Consider the following 21,813-nt stretch of genomic DNA (forward strand, 5'->3'; position numbering starts at 1 on the left):
GGTTTGTCCGGGGCATCGATTGCCAACACCGGACAGTCTGGGTTCGAGGGGCTGTCGATAGTACGCAGGCCACCCGGGTCGACGCATTCGCGGCAACCCGATGTCCCCTGTCATCCCTGTCACATGGAGCACACCCCGATGAACACACTGAACGACCTGCAAGCCCGCCGCGAGCGCCTCGTGCTCGACCATTTCGCCGACGAGACGCGGCAGGATTTCGACGCGGTGCTCGGCAGCTTTCCGCATCCGCACTACGAGCTGATTCCCAGCGGCGAGGTGCACGACGGCATCGCCGACGTGCGCCAGTACTACACCGACACGCGCCGCGCCTTCCCCGACCAGCGGCACGAGATCATCCAGCTGCGCCATGCCGACGATTCGGTGATCGTCGAGTTCTGGCTGCTCGGCACGCACCGCGGCCCGCTCAAGGGCCTGCCGCCGACGGACAACAGCTTTCGCTGCCGCATGAACGCCTTCTTCATCTTCGAGGGCGACCGGCTGGTCTGCGAACGCGTGTACTTCGACACGCTGACGATGCTGCGCCAGTTGCTCGTGGGTGTGCCCGCGGAGATGGTGGGCGGGCTCGTTGCCGGACTGCTCGGCCAGCCGGCTCCGCAAGCCGAGGCCGCCACGGCATGACCGACACGCTCGCCCGGCCGCTTGAAGGGCGCCACGCGATCGTGACCGGCGGTGCGCGCGGCATCGGGCTGGCCATCGCGCGGCGCTGCCTCGCGAACGGTGCGAGCGTCGCGTTGTGGGACGTCGAGGCCGCGACGCTGGCGGATGCGGTGGATCAACTGGCGCCGCTGGGCACCGTGGTCACTGCGCTGGTGGATGTGCGCGACGAAGACCAGATCGCCCGTGCGGCTTCGCAGTCGCAGGAGCGCTTCGGCCGCATCGACATCCTCGTCAACAACGCGGGCGTGCTCGGGCCGACCGTGCCCGCATGGGAGCACACGCCCGCGCAATGGCGCAACGTGCTCGACATCAACCTCACGGGGGCCTGGTTGTGCTGCCGCGCGATTGCGCCGGTGATGCTTGCGCAGCGACGCGGGCGCATCGTCAACATCGCCTCGGTCGCGGGCAAGGAAGGCAATGGGCTCAACGCGGCCTACTCGGCCTCGAAGGCCGGGCTCATCTCGTTGACCAAGTCGCTCGGCAAGGAGCTGGCGTCGTCGGGCGTGCTGGTGAACTGCATCACGCCGTCGGCCGCCGACACCGCGGTCTTCGCGGGCGTGCCCGCCGAGCACCGCGAACAGCTGCGCACCGCCCTGCTCTCGCGCGTGCCGATGGGGCGCTTTGTCGAAGTCGACGAGGTGGCGGCGATGGCGGCCTGGCTTGCTTCGGACGAGTGCTCGTTCAGTACGGGCGCGGTGTTCGATATCTCTGGAGGGCGCTCGATGTACTGAGCGATGAATTTCAGGCCTTGTTCAGGGCGCGTGCACAGGACACCGGGTGCTCGCCGATCAACGACCACGGCTAACGACGATCACGCTGATGGGGTGCCTTGCGCAGCGAAATCAAGGAGGAGCCCGAAGGGCGGGGGACATTCGCGGAGCAAGGTGCCCCGTCGGCGTGATCGCACCCTGAACAACGCAGCACATCGAAAACCAACGCGTCCCAAAACAGGAAAAAACCATGACCCGAGACCCCGACCCCACCGGCTTCGCGCAGATCACCGAACTCGACGGCACGCGCAGCGCTGCCATGCCGCAAGACCGCCTGCGCGCCATCCGCCACGGCGCCGAAGCCTTGCGCGAGCGTTTGCTCGACGCACCGCCCGTTCACTTCGCGCGCAGCTTCAACCTGCTGCGCATTCCGTACCCTGCGTGGTTCGCCTTCACCGGCGTGTACTCTCAGCAGCTGCTCAAGCCGCACATGGTGCATCTGCTGGCACGCACCGTGCTCCTCCAGTACGACGACTTCGAAGGCCGCTTGCGCACGCTGCTCTTCACGCCGGCCGACTTCGAGGCCGGCAACGAAACGCCCTACTTCAAGCGCCTGAGCGAGCAGACGCCGAAGTTCCTGCACAAGGCCATCGCGCCGGTCTACCAGACGGTGCTGCAGGCACTCGCCAGCTGCGGCGTGGCGCCCGAACAGATCGACTACATCACCTACGACCACCTGCACACGCAGGACGTGCGCCGCTGGCTCGGCCGCGCGAGCGCGCCGGGCCTGCTGCCGAACGCGAAGCTGCTGGTGCATCGCCAGGAACTCGCGAACGTGCACGGCCTCTTGCCCGTGCAGGCGGAGTGGTACTGCCCGCACGGCCTGGACGGGGTGCCCACCGAACGCATCGTCGCCTTCGACGGCAGCCTGCAACTCGGCCAGGGCGTCGCACTGGTCCACACGCCAGGGCACACCGAAGGCAACCATTCACTGGTCTACCGCAGCGCCGACGGCCTGCGCGTGAGCAGCGAGAACGGCGTGGCGGCCGACAGCTGGGCGCCGCTGCAGTCGCGCCACAACGGCATCCGCCGCTATGCACAAGCCACGGGCGCGGAGGTGATCCTCAACGGCAACACGCAGGAGAGCAGCAACGACCAGTACCTGTCGATGGTGCTCGAGAAGACGCTCGCGGGCACCTCGGCGCTGCACGGGTTCAGCAACGTCGTGCCGTCGGCCGAGTGCTCGCCGCACTGGCTGTTTCCGGGCGCGCCGACCAGCCATCTGTGGGGCGAAACCAGCTTCGGCGCGCTCGTGCGGGCCTGAGCTGCCGGCACACGCAAAACAGCCCAAAAAGAAGGAGACACCCCGATGAACACCGCCACCCTCGATGCCGCCGATGCGCGCACGCCGACCTCGGCCGATGCGCGCGAAGACGCCGCGCTCTTCCGCAAGATCACCTGGCGGCTGATGCCGCTGCTGTGCGCCTGCTACGTGCTGAACTACCTGGACCGCACCAACGTCGGCTATGCGCAGCTGCAGATGAAGGACCAGCTGGGCTTCAGCGATGCGGTGTTCGGCCTGGGCGCCGGCATCTTCTTTCTGGGCTATGCGGTGTTCGAGATCCCGAGCAACCTGATGCTCGCGAAGATCGGCGTGCGCGCCACGCTGCTGCGCATCATGGGCCTGTGGGGCCTGGCCTCGGCAGCGATGATGTTCGCCACCACGCCCACGCAGTTCTACGTGCTGCGCTTTCTCATCGGCGTGTTCGAGGCCGGCTTTGCACCGGGCGTGCTGTTCTACCTGACGCTGTGGTTCCCCTCGCGCCGCCGCGCGCAGGCCACCGCGCTGTTCTTCATGGCCTTCGGCGCGGCGCCCATCGTCGCGGGGCCGATCGCCGGGCTCACGATGACCTACCTCGACGGCATGCTGGCGCTGCGCGGCTGGCAGTGGCTGTTCCTGCTCGAAGGCCTGCCGAGCGTGCTGCTGGGCGTCATGGCTTTCCGCTTTCTGTCGAACAGCCCGGCGCAGGCGCCGTGGCTCTCCGCAGCCGAGAAGCAGCGCGTGGCGCGCCTGCTGGCCGAGGACCAGGCCGCGCACGGCGCCACCGGGCGCCACACCTTCGGCGCGGCGATGCGCGACGGGCGCGTGTGGCTGATCGGCTTCATGTCCTTCCTGATCATCCTGGGCATCTATGCGCTGTCGTTCTGGCAGCCGACGATCCTCAAGTCGATGGGGCTCAGCGTGCTGCAGATCGGTTTCTATTCGGTGATTCCCGCCATCGCGGGCATTGCGGCCAACATCGTCGTGGGGCGCCACTCCGACCGGCACCAGGAACGTCGCTGGCACTTCGCGCTGGGCGCGCTCGCGGGCGCGGCCGGGCTGGCGCTGACCACGTTCTTCATGCAGAGCCCCGTGGCCGCCGTGCTGTGCCTGGCGCTCGCGTCGATGGGCATCTCGAGTGCCTTCACCGTGCTGTGGGCGATTCCCGGCAGCTTCATGTCCAAGAGCGCCGCGGCGGCGGGCATTGCGCTCATCAGCACCATCGGCGGCAGCGCGGGGCTGGTGGCGCCAATGATGGTGGGCGCGCTCAAGACGCGCACGGGCGGCTTCACGGCCAGCCTGTATGTGCTGAGTGGTGCGCTGGTGCTGTCGGCGCTGCTCATGCTGCTGGCCCTGCCCCGCAGCGCACTCGGCAAGCGCTAGCGCGCACCGCCGGCGATGCCCGGCCAGCCCATTTCGGTGCACACAGCTTGCATACCAGTTGGCACAGAAGCTGCTGATATGCAGGCCTATGGCCATCTCCGCATCCGAAATCAGTGCACGCATCGTCGAAGCGGTGATGGCGCAGAAGCTCGCGCCCGGCGCGCGCCTGGGCGAGCAGCCACTCGCGATGCTGTTCGACTGCAGCCGCACCATCGTGCGCGAGGCGCTCACGCGACTGGCGGCGCGCGGCATCGTCACGGTGAGCGCGCGGCGCGGCTGGTTCGTCATCGAGCCGTCGCAGGACGAGGCGCGCGAGGCCTTCGAGGCGCGGCGCGTGATCGAGCTGGGGCTTATTCGCAGTACGGGCAGCACGGGCAGGATCGACAAGAGTGCCCTGCGCCAATTGAAGGCGCACCTTCAGCGTGAAAAGGCCGCACTGAAAGAGAGCGACGTCGGTCACCGCAGCTTTCTGCTGGGCGACTTCCATGTGTGCCTGGCCGAGTGCCTGGGCAACACGCTGCTGGCCGACACGCTGCGCGACTTCACCGCGCGCACCACGCTGATCGCCATGCTCTACCAGAGCACGCACGATGCGGTGCAGTCGTGCGAAGACCACGTGCAGATCGTCGCGGCGCTGGAGCGCGGCGACCACGCCGCCGCCGAGGCGCTGATGGCCGAACACATCGGCACGGTGCAGTCGGCACTGCGCGTGCAGGCGCCCACCGACCCGCTCGCGCAGTTGCGCGATGCCTTGGCACCACTGAACACCACCACGCCTAAGCGCCGTCGCAAGACAGCGCCTGCCGACGACGCCACCGATTCATCGACCTACCTAGGAGCCCTGCTATGACCACGTTCACCACTTCCGCATCCCGTCGCCTTGCCCTCGCATTGGCCTCCGCCGCCCTGCTCGCCGCCACCGGCGCCGCGCAGGCACAGAACGCGCTCGACAACGTGCTCAAGGCCAAGACCATCAAGATCGCGGTGCCCACCGACTACCCGCCGTATGGCTCGGTCGATCGCAACATGCAGCCGCAGGGCCTCGACGTCGAGATGGCACAGCTCATCGCCGCCAAGCTCGGCGTGAAGGTCGAGCTGGTGCCGGTGACCAGCGCGAACCGCATTCCCTACCTGCAGACACGCAAGGCCGACCTCGTGATCTCCACGCTCGGCAAGAACGTCGAGCGCGAGAAGGTGATCGATTTCAGCGCGGCCTACGCGCCCTTCTTCCAGGCCGTGTATGCGGCCAAGAGCATGAAGCTCACCAGCTTTTCCGACATGGCCGGCAAGACCGTCGCCGTGACGCGCGGCGCTATGGAAGACCAGGAACTGAACAAGGTGGCGCCGTCGAACGTCGACTACCGCCGCTTCGAGGACAACAACGCGACGATCGCGGCCTTCGTGGCCGGCCAGACGCAGACCATCGCCACCAGCGCGGCGGTGGCCGGCGACATGCTCGCCAAGAATCCGAAGGTGAGCGCCGAGTTCAAGCTGCTGCTGAAGGACAGCCCCTGCTTCATCGGCATCGCGAAGGGCGAAGCCGCCTTGAAGACGCGCGTCAACGAGATCATTGCTGCCGCCAAGAAGGACGGCACGCTCGACGCGATGTCCAAGAAGTGGCTCGGCAAGGTGGCCGGCGACCTGCCGGTCTGATCGAAAGACGCGGCCATGGGCATTGAATTCGACTTCGGCGCCGTGCTCGCCGAGTGGCCGCTGCTGCTGCGCGGCGTGGCGTGGACCCTCGGCCTCACGGCCGTGGGCACCGTGCTCGGGCTGGCCGTGGGCACGCTGTGCGCGTGGGCGCGGTCGGGCGGGCCGACGTGGCTGCGCGTACTCGCCAGCACCTACGTGGAGCTGATCCGCAACACGCCCTTCATCGTGCAGTTGTTCTTCATCTTCTTCGGCCTGCCGGCCGCCGGCGTGAAGCTCTCGCCCGAGGTGGCGTCGATCATCGCGATGGTGATGAACCTCGGCGCGTACTCCACCGAAATCATCCGCGCCGGCATCGAAGCCACGCCCAAGGGGCAGATCGAGGCGGCCGTGAGCCTGGCGCTCAGCAAGGCGCAGGTGTTCCTGCGCGTGGTGCTGCCGCCGGCGCTCAAGAAGGTGTGGCCCGCGATGGTGAGCCAGATCGTCATCGTGATGCTGGGCTCGGCGGTGTGCGGGCAGATCTCGACCGAGGAGCTGAGCTACGCGGCCAACCTGATCCAGAGCCGCAACTTCCGCGCTTTTGAATCCTTCATCGTCGCCACGCTGATCTACCTCGCGCTGGCCGTGGCGCTGCGCCGGTTGCTCAACTGGGCCGGGCCGCGCTTCTTCTTCGGCCGCTGACCGCGAGGCACTTTCACCATGGTCGATTTTTCTCTGTGGGACATCCTGCGCAACCTGCTGATGGCGCTGCGCTGGACCGTCGTGCTCTCGCTCATCGCCTTCGTCGGTGGCGGGCTCGTGGGCGCACTGCTGCTGTTCGCGCGGCTGCGCGGCGGCAAGGCAGCGGCGCGGGCCGTGGGCCTGTACGTGCAACTGTTCCAGGGTACGCCGCTGCTGATGCAGCTGTTTCTCGCCTACTTCGGCATCGCGCTGTTCGGCATCGACGTGTCGGCGTGGACGGCCGCGAGCGTGGCGCTCACGCTGTACACCAGCGCCTTTCTCACCGAGATCTGGCGCGGCTGCGTGGCCTCGATTCCGAAGGGCCAGTGGGAAGCCTCGGGCAGTCTCGCGCTGAGCTTCGGCGAGCAGATGCGCCACGTGATCCTGCCGCAGGCCGTGACGATCGCGATTGCACCCACCGTCGGTTTCCTGGTGCAGGTGATCAAGGGCACGGCGCTGGCGTCGGTGATCGGCTTTGTCGAACTCACCAAGGCCGGCAGCATGATTTCGAACGCCACCTTCCAGCCCTTCGTGGTGTTCAGCTGCGTGGCCCTGCTTTACTTCGTGCTGTGCTTCCCCGTGAGCCTGTACGCCAAGACCCTCGAGAGGAAGACCCATGGCCGCCGTGCTTGAACAAGCCCAAACCCAAACCCAACCCGAAGCCGCATCGTTCGCCGCGCCCATCGTGCGCATCACGGCGCTGCGCAAGTCCTACGGCACGAACGAGGTGCTCAAGGGCATCGACCTCGACGTGAAGCGCGGCGAGGTGATCGCCATCATCGGCAAGAGCGGCTCGGGCAAGAGCACGCTGCTGCGTTGCATCAACGGGCTCGAGGTGTTCCAGGAAGGCGCGCTCACGGTCGACGGCAAGCCGCTGCTGCACGAGAGCGCGATGGCCATGCGCACGCTGCGTCAGCGCGTGGGCATGATCTTCCAGGGCTTCAACCTGTTCCCGCACCTCACGGTCGGCAAGAACGTGATGCTCGCGCCCACGCTGGTGAAAAAACGCTCGTCGATGGAAGCCGCTTCGCAGGCGCGCAAGCTGCTCGAACGCGTGGGCCTGGCCGAGAAATTCGATGCGATGCCCGACCAGCTGTCGGGCGGCCAGCAGCAGCGCGTGGCCATTGCGCGCGCGCTGGCGATGGAGCCGGCCGTGCTGCTGTGCGACGAGATCACCTCGGCGCTCGACCCCGAGCTGGTGGGCGAGGTGCTGCGCGTGGTGGAGTCGCTGGCCGACGAGGGCATGACGCTGTTGATGGTCACGCACGAGATGAGCTTTGCGCGCAAGGTCAGCGACCGCGTGATCTTCATGCACCAGGGCCGCGTGCACGAGATGGGTCCGCCGGCGGCGCTGTTCGGTGCGCCGCAGACGCCGGAGCTGAAGCAGTTTCTGTCGTCGCTGCACGACTGACTTGGCCCTTGCGGGCTTGCCGGCTTGCCGGCTACGGGCGCTGCGATTCGTCGATGCTGATCCGCAACTCTGCGGCCAGCGGCGGCAGGCGCTGCGAACCGTGCTTCTCGACCTCTTCGCCCGCCTCCAGCAGGTGCTGCACCTGCTGGAACAATTCACCCCCGGCCGGGGTCAGTTGCACGCCCTGCTGGCTGCGGGCGAACAGGGCGTGCCCGAGGATGCCCTCGAGCTCCCTCACGCGGGCCGTGATGGCCGGCTGGCTGACGAAGAGGTGGCGGGCCGCCGCGTTGACGGAGCCCAGTGTTGCAGCCCAGTGAAAGGCCTCCAGCTGCCGGAAGGTGATGCGAAGCACCGCAACCGCCTCTCAGCCGGGAGGCGCGGTGGATGTGGCGGTGCGCATCGGGGCCTGTTCGCGCTTGTGCTTCATGTCTGCCTTCTTTCAAAGCAATTCAATCGCATCGAATGGCGAAGGGCCATGCAACGGGGAACTCCAATTGCGTGAATTCCCAATAATTTCAAAAACCCAGCCAATTCAAGATTGAGATTTTTTCACATTCAATTCCAAAATCGACTGTCACTCTCAAATACGAGCAGCCATTGCGCCTGAATTTCAAATTTAGTGCATTCGCAATTGTAGTTAAAGTCAGAATTTTTAATATCCAACTTTTTCATTACATGTGATTCGTCGAATGAACCACGGCAATCCGTGGCACCAGCGTCACGGCGCCGCCATGGCCTGCGCCCGCCAGGACTGCAAGCCCTCCGCCCCGAAGCGTTCCGCGATCCGGTGCAGCCAGATGGTGAAGTGCGCCGGGGCCCGCGCCAGTTCGTGGTGCAGATCGGGCAACGCCAGCCATCGCCACTCGCGCACCTCGCGGGGGTCGGGCTGCGGCAGGTCGCGCGCGATGCCGACGAACACGTGGTCGTACTCGTGCTCGATCAGTTCTTTCGACACCGCCTCCCGGTAGAGAAAAGCCGCCACCGGCTGCAGTGCGCACTGCAGGCCCAGCTCCTCGTGCAGGCGGCGCACGGCGGCGGCGCCGGTCTCTTCGTCGGGGCGCGGATGCCCGCAACAGCTGTTGCTCCACAGGCCGGGAGAGTGGTACTTGCCCAGTGCGCGCTGCTGCAGCAGCACCTGGCCCTGCGTGTCGAAGAGGAAGATCGAAAACGCCCGATGTAGGACGCCCTCGCGATGCGCATTCATCTTCTCGACCGCGTGCAGGGGACGGTCTTCGGCGTCCACCGCGATCAGAAACTCTTTCATGAGGTGCTCCAGAAGTGCGGGCCGGGGAACCCGGCGAGCCCCCTCGTTTCAGCGTGCGGGGGGCGCCGGGACATCGAGCCGGTTCTTTAGCATGGATCGGATTCCGGATCGCCATAAGGAATTCAAATTAAAACAAAACAACTACATCAATGAGAGCGCCTGAGAATTGAATACATACAAATAATTACATAGATAACAATAATATCGATGCCGGTTTATCAATGCTTTCAATATTTTCCTGAAAGACGCTCCGCACATTTCAAACCGCAGTTCCTGGTTCACCTTCGTGCCCCGACAGGCCCCCGGTCGGGTTACCCTCGACCCCATGGCCCGCGTTCGCACCGCATCGATCATTCGCCCGCTCTCGCGAGAGCGGGTGGGTTAGCGCACGGTTCGACACCACGCCATCCAACCCGCCCCAGGAGGCGGGTTTTTCTTGTCCGTCTCCCGAGGTTCTTTCCCCCAACCTGCAGGAGATCGAATGACGCCGACACCACCCACACTTTCCTCGCCCGTGCTGCACATGGTCTGCGGCAAGATCGGCGCCGGAAAGTCCACGCTGACCCGGCGCCTGACGCAGACGCCCGCCACCGTGTGCATCAGCGAGGACACCTGGCTCGCGGCGCTCTACCCCGATGAAATCCACACGCTGCCCGACTACGTGCGCGCCTCGGGCCGGCTGAAGCAGGCGATGGGCGACCACGTCTGCGCGCTGCTCGGCGCCGGCGTGTCGGTGGTGCTCGACTTTCCGGCCAACACCCTGAGCCACCGGGCCTGGGCGCGCAGCCTCTTCGAGCAGGCCGGCGCGGCGCACCAGCTGCACTTTCTCGATGTGCCGGACGACATCTGCAAGGCGCGGCTGCGTGCGCGCAATGCGGCGGGCGCGCACCCGTTCGAAACCTCCGACGCCGAGTTCGACCTGATCACCCGCCACTTCGCGCCCCCGACGGCCGAGGAAGGGTTCCATGTGATCCGCCACGGCCAAGGCTTGTAAGCTGCCCGCCGATGCACATCGAACCCGCCCTTTCCACCGAAGCGCCCGCCGTCGCGGCCGTGCTGACCGAAGCCGCGCAATGGCTCGCCGAGGGCGGACGCCCGCTCTGGAGCGCCGCCGACACCGGCCTCGAACGCATCCAGCGCGACACCGACGACGGCCGCTACGTCATGGCGAAAGAGAACGGCGAGACGGCCGGCGTGATGCGGCTCGACCTGGAAGACCCGTTGTTCTGGCCCGAGATCGCGCCCGGCAGCTCGCTGTTCGTCCACAAGCTGGCCGTGCGCCGCGCCTGGGCGGGCCGGGGCGTGTCGCGTGCGCTGCTGGGCCATGCGCGCGACCACGCCCGCGCGCTCGGGCGCCCCTGGCTGCGGCTGGACTGCGTGGCCGACCGCGCGGCGCTGCGCACGCTGTACGAGGGCTTCGGCTTCACGCTGCACAGCTGCATCGACCTGCGCGGCAGGGCGTTTGCGCGCTACGAACTGCGCGTGAACGGCTGACCGTCCGACACGCCGGCGCGCCTCCTTGGCGCTGGCGGGAACACAAGCGCCTGTGGCAAGCTCGGAAGCTTCATGACCGACCGCATCCTGCCCTCTCATTTCCGCCGTCAGGTGCTGCGCGCGCTGCTGGGCGCCGCCGCCCTGCCCGCGCCGTTCGCGGCGCTGGCCGGCTTCAACTTCTTCACCAACGAGTACACCGCCACGCGCGAAGAGCTGCAGACGCAGATCGCCAAGCGCTTTCCGGTGGCCGAGCGCTATGCCGAGATCTTCATGGTCGGGCTGCGCGACCCGCAGCTGGGCCTCGACGCGCGCACCAACCGCGCGGCCATCACGGCCACGCTGACCATCGCCAGTCCGCTGCTGGCGGCCTCGCCGGTGCAAGGCGTGGTGTCGGTGAGCAGCGCGCTGCGCTACGACGTGGCGGCGCGCGCGCTGCGGCTCGACCAGCCGAAGGCCGAGCGGCTCACGCTGCAAGGCGTGGAGGGCCTCGATGCCGAGCGCCTGCAGAAGGTCGGCGCGGTGGTCGCTCAGGAACTGCTGCAGGGACAGATCCTGCGCAGCTTCACGGCCGACGAACTCACCGTGGGCCGCAAGACCTACGAGGTGGGCGACATCACGGTGCAAGACAACGGCATCAAAGTGCAACTCAAATGAAACATCGCGCCGCCCTTCTTCTCCTCATCGCCGCTGCGCTTGCCGGCGCCGGCTGTGCCGCCATCGCCCCGAAGGTGAAGCAGCACTTCGACCTGCAGGCCCACCGCGGCGGACGCGGCCTGGCGCCCGAGAACACGCTGGCCGCGTTCTCGAACGCAATGAACCTGGGCGTGACCACGCTCGAACTCGACATCGGGCTCTCGGCCGACGGCGTGGTGGTGATCTCGCACGACACGGCGCTCAACGCCGACCACACACGCGACGCGCGCGGTGCCTGGCTCACCGCCCAACCCGCCCCTTCCGTGCGTTCGCTCACGCTGGCGCAGTTGCAGACCTACGACGTGGGCCGCCTCAACCCCGCGAGCAACTACGGCAAGCAGTTCGCGCTGCAACAGCCGCGCGACGGCGAGCGCATTCCCACGCTGGCCGCGCTGTTCGCGCAGGTGCAGTCGCGCGGCGCCGATGCCGCGCGGGTGCACTTCAACATCGAGACCAAGATCGACCCGACCAAGCCCGACGAGACGGCCGCGCCCGAGCCCATGGTGCGCGCGCTGCTGGCCGAGATCGACAAGGCGAAGATGGCCGACCGCGTGACCATCCAGAGCTTCGACTGGCGCACGCTCGCACTGGTCGGCCAGCTCGCGCCGCAGCTGTCGCGCGCCTACCTCACCACGCCCCGCACGCTGAAGGACAGCCGCTGGACCGCCGGCCTCGACGCCGCGAGCTTCGCTTCAGTGCCGCAGCTCGTGAAGGCTGCGGCCGGTGCATCGGCCGGGCCGCTGATCTGGTCGCCCGCGCATGCCGACCTGGGCGCCCCCGCGATCCGCGAGGCGCAGAAGCTCGGCATGAAGGTCGTGCCCTGGACCGTGAACCAGCGCGCGGACATGGTCCGGCTCATGGACGCGGGCGCCGATGGCCTGATCACCGACTACCCCGACGTGCTGCGCGACCTCATGCGCGAACGGGGTCTGGCGCTGCCGGCGCCGGCGAAGGCTGCGTCATGAGCGCCGTGACGCAACTCGACGCCATCGCGTCGGGCATCGCCGCATTGCAAGGCGGCAACGGCTCGGTCACCACGCTGTCCACGGCCGCGCGCGCCAGCGCCGCGCTGCTCGGCGCCCTGCCGCCGCGCTACGGCGAGGTGCTGCTGAACCTGCTGGACCGCCTCGAATCGAGCGCGCTCTTCAGCGAGGAAAGCTGCTCGTTCAGCCAGAAAGACCTGCTCGACAACCTGCAGGTGTGGGTCGACAAGGCCCGCGGCCAACTGGTGTCTTGAGGCGCCGAGGCCCCACCCCGGTTTATCATCGCGGCCACCATGCGCACCCTGTTGCTCGCCCTCATGATCGCCCTGCTGCCCATCCGCGGCTGGCTCGGCGACGCCATGGCGGTCGAGATGGTGCGGCATTCGCTGCCTGCCGCCGAGGCGGTGGTGTCCGCAGCGTCAGGCATCGCCGAGTCGCATTGCCATGAAGCCACCATGGAGGCCGACACCGGCCACGACATGGCAGCGATGCACGACAACAGCAGCGACTCGCAGCAGTCAAACGACACCGACCACGCGAACTGCGGCACCTGTGTCGCCTGCCAGGTCTGCCACACGGTGGCGCTCGGCGGCATGCCGCTGGTCGACACCCCGCATGCGGCGCCCCAGGCGCCGCCGGCCGCACATGCGGCCCGCTTTGCAAGCGCCGAGCCCGTCCTGGGCCTCAAGCCGCCCATTTCCTGATCTTCCTGCCCGTAGTCCGTCCGCAGTGAGCCCTTGCCGGCTCGCAGCGCTCGCTGTATTGCCCATGGAGATCGCTCGTGAATTCCCTTGCTCGCCGGCCGTATGCCGGCATCCCGCGCTATCTAAAAGATAGCCCGCCCCCCGGGCGAAAAAGTCACCTCTCATTCATCAGAACCGCCGCCGCGCTGGCCGCCGCGCTGGTGCTCGCCGGCTGCGCCAGCCTGTCGCCTGACGGCGGCGCCGGCGACGTGCAGGCGCTGGTCGACGGCAACCCGCTCATGGCGGGCGCTGCAGCCCAGCGCAAGCCGGACGATGCCTCGCAGAAGAGCGTCGACGCGCTGCTGTCCAAGCCGCTGGACGCCGAAGCCGCCGTGCGCATCGCGCTCGTCAACAGCCCGCGCGTGCAGGACGCCTTTGCCACGCTGCAACTGAGCGACGCCGACCGCGTGCAGGCCGCGAGCCTGCCGAACCCGGTGCTGTCTTTCAGCCGCCTGGCGCAGGGCAGCGAGCGCGAGTTCGAGCGCATGCTGACGTTCAACGTGGTGGGCCTGCTCACGCTGCCGTGGCAGGCGCGCTGGGCCGGCCAGCGGCACGAATCGGCCAAGCTGCAGGCCGCGCAAAGCGTGCTGCTGCTGGCCGCCGACACGCGTCGCGCCTGGGTACGCGCGGTGGCCGCACAGCAGAGCGTGAGCTACCTGCGCGATGCGAAGGAAGCGACCGAAGCCGGTGCCGAACTGGCGCACCGCATGGCCAAGGTCGGCAACTGGAGCGCGCTGCAGCGCACGCGCGAACAGCTGCTGCTGGCCGACGCGTCCGCGCAACTCGCGCGCGCCGAACAGGCAGCGGTCGCCAGCCGCGAACAGCTCACGCGCCTGCTGGGCCTGAGCGGCACACGCACCGCCTACACCCTGCCCGACCGCCTGCCGCCGCTGCCGAAGGCCGCGCCCGAGCTCGGCGACGTGCAGGCGCTGGCGCTGCGCGACCGGCTCGACGTGCGCTCGGCGCAAGCGCAGAACACGGCCGTGGCCGGCTCGCTCGGCCTGACGCACGCCACCCGTGTGATCAACGCGATGGAGCTGGGCGTGGTGCGCAACACCACCTTCGAGAACGATGCCGATCGCTCGAAATCGACCACGCGCGGCTTCGAGCTCGAGCTGCCGATTCCGATCTTCGACTGGGGCCAGGCCCGCAGCGGACGCGCCGAGGCGCAGTACCTGCAATCGGCGGCGCGCGTGCGCGACGTGGGCGTGCTCGCGGCCAGCGAAGCGCGCGAAGCCTGGCAAGGCTGGAACACCGCCTACGCCCTCGCCCGCCGCTACCGCGACGAGGTGCTGCCGCTGCGCAAGCAGGTGAACGAAGAGATGGTGCTGCGCTACAACGGCATGCTCGCCAGCGTGTGGGAGCTGCTCGGCGAAACGCGCGCCAGCGTGCTCGCCGTGAACGCCGGCATGGAGGCCCAGCGCGACTTCTGGCTGGCGGACACCGATCTGCAGCTGGTGCTCACGGGCAGCTCGCCCGGTGGAATGACGGCCGCGCAGACCGCGTCGGCCGGTGACGCCCCCGCCACGGGAGGCCATTGAAATGAACCGTCGCAACTTCTTCGCAGGCGCAGCCACGGCCGTCGCCGCCACCACCGTGAGCCGCGTGAGCATGGCCGCGCTGCCCGAGCCGGTGACGCAAGCATCGACCGCCACCGCGCCGCCGCTGGTGCCGCCGAACGGCCGCCCCTACAACCCCGTCGTCACGCTCAACGGCTGGACGCTGCCGTGGCGCATGAACGCCGGCGTCAAGGAGTTCCACCTCGTCGCCGAACCCGTCGTGCGCGAGATGGCCCCGGGCTTCAAGGTCAACATGTGGGGCTACAACGGCCAGTCGCCGGGCCCGACCATCGAGGTGGTCGAAGGCGATCGCGTGCGCATCTTCGTGACCAACAAGCTGCCCGAGCACACGACCGTGCACTGGCACGGCCAGCGCCTGCCCAACGGCATGGACGGCGTGGGCGGCATCACGCAGCCGCACATTCCGCCAGGCAAGACCTTCGTCTACGAGTTCACCGCACGGCGTCCCGGCACCTTCATGTACCACCCGCACGCCGACGAGATGGTGCAGATGGCGATGGGGATGATGGGCTTCTGGGTCACGCACCCGAAGGCGGAGCACCCGCTCATCGAGCCGGTGCAGCGCGACTTCTGCTTTTTGCTCGGCAGCTTCGACGTGGAACCCGGCAGCGCCACGCCCAAGGTCAACACCATGACCGACTTCAACATCTGGAGCTTCAACAGCCGCGTGTTCCCGGCCATCGACACGCTCAACGTGCGCAAGGGCGACCGGGTGCGCATCCGCGTGGGCAACCTCACGATGACCAACCACCCGATCCACATCCACGGCCACGAGTTCGAGGTCACGGGCACCGACGGCGGCCCCGTGCCGCGCACCGCGCGCTGGCCCGAGGTATCGGTCGACGTGGCGGTGGGCCAGATGCGGCAGATGGAGTTCATTGCCGACGAGGAGGGCGACTGGTCGCTGCACTGCCACAAGGCGCACCACACGATGGGTCCGATGGGCCACGACGTGCCGACCATGATCGGCGTGGACCACAAGGGCGTGGCCGAGAAGATCAAGAAGCTCGTGCCCGACTACATGGTGATGGGCGACAAGGGCATGGCCGACATGGGCGAGATGGAGATGCCCATTCCCGAGAACACGATGCCGATGATGACCGGCACCGGCCCCTTCGGTTCGGCCGAGATGGGCGGCATGTTCACGCTGCTCAAGGTGCGGCGCGACCAGAAGCCGGGCGACTACCGCGACCCGGGCTGGTTCAAGCACCCGCCCGGCACGGTCGCACGCGAGGTGTCGGCCATCGGTGCGCCGGTGGCGCCGCGCAAGACAGGCACAGCACCCGCGAGCCCCGACAGCGGCAGCGCCACCGTGCGCAAGCCCTCGGGCCATGGTGCCCACAACCACTGACCGCACTCACTCCCTTTTTGAAATTCGAGCCATGAACACCCGTTTCTCCACCCTCGTCGCCGGCCTTGCACTCGCAGCCGTCACCCCATTCGCCACGGCCCACGAAAGCCACGCACCCAAGGCCGGCACCGCCGCTGCCACGCTCGCGCCCGAGCAGAAAGCCTGGGGCATCGCCGGCAAGGCCAGCGCCGTGAAGCGCACCATCGACATCGCGATGGCCGACGACATGACCTTCACGCCCTCGGTCCTCGAGGTGCGCGAAGGCGACACCATTCGCCTGCGGTTGAAGAACCGCGGCAAGGACCTGCACGAGCTCGTGCTGGGCACCACCGCCGTCATCGAGGACCACGCCGCGATGATGAAGAAGCACCCCGGCATGGAACACGACGAGCCCTGGATGGCACACGTGCAGCCTGGCAAGACCGGTGAGCTGATCTGGACCTTCAACCGCGCCGGCGACTTCGACTTCGCCTGCCTCGTGAAGGACCACTACGAACTCGGCATGGCCGGCCGCGTGCGCGTGCGGGCCGCTGCCGCCCCTGCCAAATGAATCCGATGAATCCGATGAATCGCATGAAAGGAACCTGACCATGCAACGACGCACCCTTCTGAAACTCGCCGCCGCCACCGCGTCCCTGCCGCTCGCCGCGCAGGCCGCCGCACCGATGGTCGAGATCTGGAAAGACCCGAACTGCGGCTGCTGCCAGGACTGGGTCAAGCACCTCAACAAGAACGGCTTTGCCACGCGCGTGCACGACGAGGGCAACGGCCCGGCGCGCGAGCGGCTCGGCATTCCGGCCAAGCTGGGCTCGTGCCACACGGGCCGCGTCGGTGGCTACGCCATCGAGGGCCATGTGCCCGCGCGCGAGATGCATCGCCTGCTGAAGGAAAAGCCCAAGGCCGTCGGCCTCGCCGTGCCCGGCATGCCCATCGGCTCGCCCGGCATGGACGGCCCGGCCTACGGCGACCAGCGCGACGCCTACGACGTGCTGCTGGTGCTGGCCGACGGCAGCACACGCGTCTTCCAGAGCTACCGCTGAGCTTTAGTCCCCCCTTTGCAACCCCTCGCAACCCGGAAGGAACACCGACCATGATGAAGAAGATCTTCACTGCCCTCTCCACCCTCGTGCTCGCCGCCGCGGCGTTCGCACAGGCCACGCTGCCCCCCGTCGACGGCGAAGTCCGCAAGGTCGACACCGACGCGAAGAAGATCACCCTGCGCCACGGCGACATCCCGAACCTCGAGATGACCGGCATGACCATGGTGTTCCGCGTGAGCGACCCGGCACTGCTCGCCAAGGTGAAGGCCGGCGACAAGGTGCGCTTCACGGTCGACAAGGTCGACGGTGCCATCACCGTGATGTCGATCGACCCCGTGGCGGAATGAACGCGGCATCGCGGGCGCTCCCGTGCCCGCGATGAAACGTCTTGCAACCCTCGGCGCCCAAGGCGCCGGGGCGCGGTCCCATAATCGGCCGCCATGTCCGCTGCGTCTTCATCCTCCTCCTCGTCCCTCTCTTCTTACGCCGGTGCCATCACCGACGTCGCCGGCATCGAAGTCGGCCATTTTTCTGACACGCGCCGCCCCACCGGCTGCACCGTGATCCTCGCGCGCGAAGGCGCCGTGGCCGGTGTCGATGTGCGCGGCGCCGCGCCCGGCACGCGCGAGACCGACCTGCTCTCGCCCGGCAACCTCGTGCAGGAAGTGCACGCCGTCATGCTCGCCGGCGGCAGCGCCTGGGGCCTGGCCGCCGCCGAAGGCGCGATGCGCTGGCTCGAAGAGCGCGGCGTCGGCATGGACGTGCGCTTCGGCACCCTGCCCATCGTGCCGGCCGCCGTGCTGTTCGACCTGCCGATGGGCGACGCGCGCATCCGCCCCGACGCGGCTGCGGGCTACGCCGCCTGCGAAGCCGCCTCGACCGATGCGCCCGCCGAAGGCAACGTGGGCGCGGGCACCGGCGCGCTGGTGGGCAAGCTCTTCGGCGTGCACCGCGCGATGAAGGGCGGCATCGGCACCGCCTCGGTCACCGTCGGCGGCGTGACCGTCGGCGCGCTCATCGCGGTCAATTCGCTGGGCGACGTGATCGACCCCGACACCGCGCTGCCCGTGGCCGGCGCGCGCACCGAAGACGGCAGCGCCCTGCTCGACACGCGCCGCGCACTGCTGCGCGGCGAGCTGCCCAAGCCGCTGCTGGCGGGCACCAACACCACCATCGGCGTGATCGCCACCGACGCGGTGCTGACCAAGGTGCAGGCCAACCGGCTTGCCATGGTGGCGCACGACGGCCTGGCGCGCGCCATCAACCCGGTGCACACCATGAGCGACGGCGACACGCTGTTCGCACTGGCCACCGGCCGCGTGCCGCTCGAAGGCGATGCGCCGGGCATGACCGTGCTGAGCACCATGGCCGCCGAGGCCACCGCCATCGCCACCGTGCGTGCAGTGCGCGCCGCGCGTGCGGTGACCGTGGGCGAGCTGCACATTCCCTGCGCCGCTGACCTGGCCGATCTGGCCGCGCCGCGCGGCTGACGCGCGCACCGCACGACGAGGCACCCCATGGCGTTTCCCCGCACCCTGAAGTTGATCCTGCTGTCGATCCGCGACCTGATCGCCTCGGCCGGCCCGATCGTGTTCATCGTCATCGGCCTGCTGATTGCGGCCTACTGGTGGCTGCAGCCGCAGCCGCCCAAGCACGTGACGCTGGCCACCGGCCCCACGGGCAGCGCCTATGCGCAGTTCGGCAAGCGCTACGCCGACGCCTTGAAGCACAGCGGCATCACCGTCGAACTCAAGGCCACCTCGGGCTCGACCGAGAACCTGCAACTGCTGCGCAGCGGCGGTGCCGACGTGGCCTTCGTGCGCGGCGGCAGCGCCGACCCGGTGGCCGACGAAGAGGCCGGTCTGCGTTCGCTGGGCGCGCTGTTCTACGAGCCGATCTGGCTCTTCTACCGCGCCGACGTCGCGCAGAAGATCGACCGCAAGACCGGCACGCTGACCTCGCTCACGCAGCTGCGCGGCCTGCGCGTGAACGTCGACCTCCCCGGCAGCGGGCTGCCCGAGATCATGGAACGGCTGCTCAAGGCCAACCGGCTCGGGCCCGACGACCTGCTGCTGTCGAACCTCGAACAGGCCGCCGCCGCCGAAGCGCTGCAGGCCGGGCTGCTCGACGCCATCGTGCTGTTCTCGGCGCCGCAGTCACCGCAGGTGCAGCGCCTGCTGCGCGCCGGCGATATCCAGCTCATGGACTTCGGCCAGGCCGAGGCCTACACGCGGCGCTTTCCGTTCCTCTCGGCCGTGACGCTGCCGCGCGGCGTGGTCGATCTGTCGAAAGACCTGCCACTGCACGACGTGTCGCTGCTCGCCGCCACCACCTCGCTGCTGTCGCGCGACGAAACCCACCCAGCCCTGCGCCAGCTGTTCGCGCAGGCCGCGCAGACCGTGCACAGCGACGCCGGCTGGTTCAACCGTGCGCGCGACTTCCCCAACACCCGCACCAGCGAACTGCCGGTGAGCCCCGAGGGCGACCGCGCCATCAACGGCACGCCGCCGTTCTGGCAGCGCTACCTGCCGTTCTGGGCCAGCAACCTGGTCGAGCGCATGTGGCTGGTGCTGGGCGGCATGCTGGTGCTGATGCTGCCGCTGAGCCGCGTGATCCCGCCGCTGTACCAGTTCCGCGTGCGCCGCCGCGTGTTCCGCTGGTACGCACGGCTGCGCGACATCGAGGCCAAGGTGGACGCCGGCCAGAGCCTGGCCGAGCGCGACAAGCTGCTGGAAGAACTCGACGCGCTCGACCGCGTGGTCAACAAGGTGGCGGTGCCGCTGTCGTACGCCGACGAGCTCTACGCGCTGCGCAACAACATCTACGCGGTGCGCAAGCGTGCGCTCGCGGGCTCGGCCAGCGCAGCGACCGCCGCGCCGGTCCGTGCGGCCACCTGACAAGGGACCGGGCGCGCGCTTGCTGTCCACGCTGATCGATTTCGCCGACCCGCGCACCGACGGGGCGACCCGGCTGCGCGCCGCCTTCGGTGCGCCCGTGCGCGTACTCGTCGCCCATGCGGCGCACGAGGTGCGCCCCGTGCTCGAAGCCGTCGAGGCGCTGGCCCGCGAAGGCCGCTGGTGCGTCGGCCACCTGCGCTACGAGGCCGCCGCGGCTTTCGACCCGGCATTCGACGTGCATGCGTCCGACGGGCCGCTGGCCTGGTTCGGCGTGCATGACGAAGTGCTGCCATGGCCTGATGCGCCGGCGACCGCCGTGGCGCCCGTCGCGTGGACGGCCGATCTGTCGCGCGAAGCCTTCGACCGCAACATGGCCGCGATCCACCGCGCTATCGCCGACGGCGTGCTGTACCAGCTCAACTACACGGCGCCGCTGCGCGCGGCCTTCGACGGCGACGCGCAGGCCTGGTTCCACGCGCTGCGGCAGGCGCAGCCCAACGGCTACGGCGCCTTCATCGACACCGGCGACGAGCAGGTGCTGTCGGTGTCGCCCGAGCTGTTCTTCGACCGCGACGGCGACCGCATCCTCGTGCGCCCCATGAAGGGCACCGCGCCGCGCGGCGCCACGCCCGCCGAGGACGCCGCCCACGCGCTGCGGCTGCGCACCGTGCCCAAGGAGCGCGCCGAGAACGTGATGATCGTGGACCTGATCCGCAACGACCTCTCGCGCGTGGCCCAGCCCTTCTCAGTGCGCGTGCCGCGCCTCTTTCACACCGAGGCGCTGCCCACCGTGTGGCAGATGACCTCCGACGTGGAAGCCCGGCTGCGCGAGGGCACCACGCTGGCCGACCTGTTCGCGGCGCTGTTCCCCTGCGGCTCCATCACGGGTGCGCCCAAGGTGAGCGCCATGCGCATGATCCGCGCGCTGGAGCCCGAGGCGCGCGGCGTGTACTGCGGCGCCGTGGGCGTGGTGCGGCCCGGCGGGCACGCGACCTTCAACGTGCCGATCCGCACCGTCACGCTGCGCGACGGCGCCGCGCGCTGCGGCATCGGCAGCGGCATCACGGCCGATGCACGGGCGGATGCGGAGTGGGACGAGTGGCGGCACAAGCGCGCCTTTCTCGCGGGCGTCGGCGCGGCTGTATCGTCGCAACCATGACCTCCTTCGAGCTGCTCGAAACCCTGGCGCTGGCCGACGGCACGCTGCGCGATGCGCCCGCGCACCTGGCGCGCATGCATCGTGCGGCTGCGCACTTCGGCTATCCGTGGCACGAAGCGCACGTGGCGGCCTGCCTGGACCAGTTGCGCACAACGCATGCCGCAGGCACATGGCGCGTGCGCCTGCTGCTCGACGCACAAGGCCAACCGCGCGCCGAGGCCTTCGCCATGGACGCCCCACCGCTGCGCGTGCGCCTGCAGCGGGCCCCGCGCGCCTTCGACGAAGCCGACAGCGAGTTCTCGCGCTTCAAGACCACGCGCCGTGCGCACTACGAAGCATTCGCGCCCACCGAGCCGGGCGTGTTCGACACGCTGCTGTGGAACCGCGGGGGCGAGATCACCGAATGCACGCGCGGCAACATCGCGCTGCGGCTCGACGGCCACTGGGTCACGCCGCCGCTGCGCTGCGGGCTGCTCGACGGCATCGGGCGTGCCCGCCGGCTGCGCGAAGGGCAACTGACCGAGGCGGTCGTGCGCGTGGACGACCTGCCGCGTGTCGAAACGCTGGCCTTCGTCAACAGCCTGCGCGGCTGGCTCGACGCGGACCTCGTCGACCACGACGCTCCCTGAACGACAAAGCGCGCGGCCCCTTGCGGAACCGCGCGCTCTGGTCGACAGGGCTTGGGGCCTGATCGGGGGCCGTCAGGCCCCCAACCCCAACCCTCCCCCGGAAGGGG

The 21,813-nt window shown here is 68.7% G+C and carries 24 protein-coding genes and 1 pseudogene; 23 read left to right on the forward strand and 2 right to left on the reverse strand.

Features of this window, described 5'->3' with window-relative positions; all coding sequences use genetic code 11:
• Nucleotides 1-138: 138 nt before the first annotated feature.
• The 9 genes from CLU95_RS06215 (at nt 139) to CLU95_RS06255 (ending at nt 7,873) form a co-directional block, all read left to right on the forward strand.
• Nucleotides 139-639, forward strand: coding sequence for an ester cyclase (locus tag CLU95_RS06215; protein ID WP_099791413.1), 501 nt, complete (start codon nt 139-141; stop codon nt 637-639).
• Nucleotides 636-1,409, forward strand: coding sequence for an SDR family NAD(P)-dependent oxidoreductase (locus CLU95_RS06220; protein ID WP_099791415.1), 774 nt, complete (start codon nt 636-638; stop codon nt 1,407-1,409). Before CLU95_RS06215 ends, CLU95_RS06220 begins: the two co-directional genes overlap by 4 nt.
• A gap of 229 nt (nt 1,410-1,638) precedes the next feature.
• Nucleotides 1,639-2,712 carry a hypothetical protein gene (locus tag CLU95_RS06225; protein ID WP_099791417.1) on the forward strand — a complete coding sequence of 358 codons (1,074 nt, stop codon included), beginning with the start codon at nt 1,639-1,641 and terminating at the stop codon, nt 2,710-2,712.
• Between the two features lie 45 nt (nt 2,713-2,757).
• The gene (locus CLU95_RS06230) at nt 2,758-4,092 is read left to right on the forward strand and encodes an MFS transporter (RefSeq protein WP_099791419.1); all 1,335 of its coding nucleotides are present in this window, start codon (nt 2,758-2,760) and stop codon (nt 4,090-4,092) included.
• An 88-nt stretch (nt 4,093-4,180) separates the two neighbouring features.
• A complete protein-coding gene (locus tag CLU95_RS06235) occupies nt 4,181-4,942 on the forward strand; it encodes a GntR family transcriptional regulator (protein ID WP_099791421.1) in 762 nt (253 codons plus the stop codon).
• A complete protein-coding gene (locus tag CLU95_RS06240) occupies nt 4,939-5,745 on the forward strand; it encodes a transporter substrate-binding domain-containing protein (protein ID WP_099791423.1) in 807 nt (268 codons plus the stop codon). Before CLU95_RS06235 ends, CLU95_RS06240 begins: the two co-directional genes overlap by 4 nt.
• A gap of 15 nt (nt 5,746-5,760) precedes the next feature.
• Nucleotides 5,761-6,423 (forward strand): amino acid ABC transporter permease, encoded by a 663-nt coding sequence (locus tag CLU95_RS06245; protein ID WP_099791425.1) that lies wholly within the window; start codon nt 5,761-5,763, stop codon nt 6,421-6,423.
• 18 nt (nt 6,424-6,441) lie between these two features.
• Nucleotides 6,442-7,095 (forward strand): amino acid ABC transporter permease, encoded by a 654-nt coding sequence (locus CLU95_RS06250; protein WP_099791427.1) that lies wholly within the window; start codon nt 6,442-6,444, stop codon nt 7,093-7,095.
• Nucleotides 7,079-7,873, forward strand: coding sequence for an amino acid ABC transporter ATP-binding protein (locus tag CLU95_RS06255; protein WP_099791429.1), 795 nt, complete (start codon nt 7,079-7,081; stop codon nt 7,871-7,873). Before CLU95_RS06250 ends, CLU95_RS06255 begins: the two co-directional genes overlap by 17 nt.
• Before the next feature lie 31 nt (nt 7,874-7,904).
• Here CLU95_RS06255 and CLU95_RS06260 read toward each other — a convergent pair whose 3' ends face one another.
• Both CLU95_RS06260 and idi read right to left on the reverse strand, forming a co-directional pair.
• Complete coding sequence (locus CLU95_RS06260; RefSeq protein ID WP_099791431.1) at nt 7,905-8,225, reverse strand: LysR family transcriptional regulator; 321 nt, start codon at nt 8,223-8,225, stop codon at nt 7,905-7,907.
• A 366-nt stretch (nt 8,226-8,591) separates the two neighbouring features.
• Entirely contained in the window at nt 8,592-9,137 is a 546-nt protein-coding gene (idi, locus tag CLU95_RS06265) for an isopentenyl-diphosphate Delta-isomerase (RefSeq protein ID WP_099791433.1), read from the reverse strand.
• A 481-nt stretch (nt 9,138-9,618) separates the two neighbouring features.
• On the opposite strand from idi, the gene CLU95_RS06270 reads away from it, so the two are divergent.
• The 14 genes and pseudogenes from CLU95_RS06270 (at nt 9,619) to pabB (ending at nt 21,706) form a co-directional block, all read left to right on the forward strand.
• The gene (locus CLU95_RS06270; RefSeq protein ID WP_099791435.1) at nt 9,619-10,131 is read left to right on the forward strand and encodes an AAA family ATPase; all 513 of its coding nucleotides are present in this window, start codon (nt 9,619-9,621) and stop codon (nt 10,129-10,131) included.
• Between the two features lie 11 nt (nt 10,132-10,142).
• A complete protein-coding gene (locus tag CLU95_RS06275) occupies nt 10,143-10,631 on the forward strand; it encodes a GNAT family N-acetyltransferase (RefSeq protein ID WP_099791437.1) in 489 nt (162 codons plus the stop codon).
• Nucleotides 10,632-10,703: 72 nt separating this feature from the next.
• The gene (locus tag CLU95_RS06280; protein WP_099791439.1) at nt 10,704-11,285 is read left to right on the forward strand and encodes a DUF1439 domain-containing protein; all 582 of its coding nucleotides are present in this window, start codon (nt 10,704-10,706) and stop codon (nt 11,283-11,285) included.
• A complete protein-coding gene (locus CLU95_RS06285; RefSeq protein WP_099791441.1) occupies nt 11,282-12,289 on the forward strand; it encodes a glycerophosphodiester phosphodiesterase in 1,008 nt (335 codons plus the stop codon). The genes CLU95_RS06280 and CLU95_RS06285 overlap by 4 nt, the downstream gene beginning before the upstream one ends.
• Nucleotides 12,286-12,561, forward strand: coding sequence for a hypothetical protein (locus CLU95_RS06290; protein WP_099791443.1), 276 nt, complete (start codon nt 12,286-12,288; stop codon nt 12,559-12,561). The genes CLU95_RS06285 and CLU95_RS06290 overlap by 4 nt, the downstream gene beginning before the upstream one ends.
• A gap of 39 nt (nt 12,562-12,600) precedes the next feature.
• Nucleotides 12,601-13,011 carry a hypothetical protein gene (locus CLU95_RS06295; protein ID WP_099791445.1) on the forward strand — a complete coding sequence of 137 codons (411 nt, stop codon included), beginning with the start codon at nt 12,601-12,603 and terminating at the stop codon, nt 13,009-13,011.
• Nucleotides 13,012-13,088: 77 nt separating this feature from the next.
• Entirely contained in the window at nt 13,089-14,591 is a 1,503-nt protein-coding gene (locus CLU95_RS06300; protein ID WP_099791447.1) for a TolC family protein, read from the forward strand.
• A gap of 1 nt (nt 14,592) precedes the next feature.
• Nucleotides 14,593-15,981 carry a multicopper oxidase family protein gene (locus CLU95_RS06305; protein WP_099791449.1) on the forward strand — a complete coding sequence of 463 codons (1,389 nt, stop codon included), beginning with the start codon at nt 14,593-14,595 and terminating at the stop codon, nt 15,979-15,981.
• A 31-nt stretch (nt 15,982-16,012) separates the two neighbouring features.
• A complete protein-coding gene (locus CLU95_RS06310; RefSeq protein ID WP_099791451.1) occupies nt 16,013-16,531 on the forward strand; it encodes a cupredoxin domain-containing protein in 519 nt (172 codons plus the stop codon).
• A 40-nt stretch (nt 16,532-16,571) separates the two neighbouring features.
• Nucleotides 16,572-17,021: a DUF411 domain-containing protein gene (locus CLU95_RS06315; protein ID WP_099791453.1), complete on the forward strand. Its 450-nt coding sequence runs from the start codon at nt 16,572-16,574 to the stop codon at nt 17,019-17,021.
• 53 nt (nt 17,022-17,074) lie between these two features.
• Nucleotides 17,075-17,368 carry a copper-binding protein gene (locus tag CLU95_RS06320; RefSeq protein ID WP_099797141.1) on the forward strand — a complete coding sequence of 98 codons (294 nt, stop codon included), beginning with the start codon at nt 17,075-17,077 and terminating at the stop codon, nt 17,366-17,368.
• Nucleotides 17,369-17,461: 93 nt separating this feature from the next.
• Complete coding sequence (locus CLU95_RS06325; RefSeq protein WP_099791455.1) at nt 17,462-18,511, forward strand: P1 family peptidase; 1,050 nt, start codon at nt 17,462-17,464, stop codon at nt 18,509-18,511.
• Between the two features lie 27 nt (nt 18,512-18,538).
• On the forward strand, nt 18,539-19,918 hold the full coding sequence (locus tag CLU95_RS06330) for a TAXI family TRAP transporter solute-binding subunit (protein ID WP_099791457.1): 1,380 nt from the start codon (nt 18,539-18,541) through the stop codon (nt 19,916-19,918).
• Nucleotides 19,905-21,706: pseudogene (gene pabB, locus CLU95_RS06335) on the forward strand (aminodeoxychorismate synthase component I). Before CLU95_RS06330 ends, pabB begins: the two are co-directional and overlap by 14 nt.
• Nucleotides 21,707-21,813 lie beyond the last annotated feature (107 nt).

It is taken from the genome of Variovorax sp. 54 (genome assembly GCF_002754375.1).
Classification (GTDB): Bacteria; Pseudomonadota; Gammaproteobacteria; order Burkholderiales; family Burkholderiaceae_C; genus Variovorax.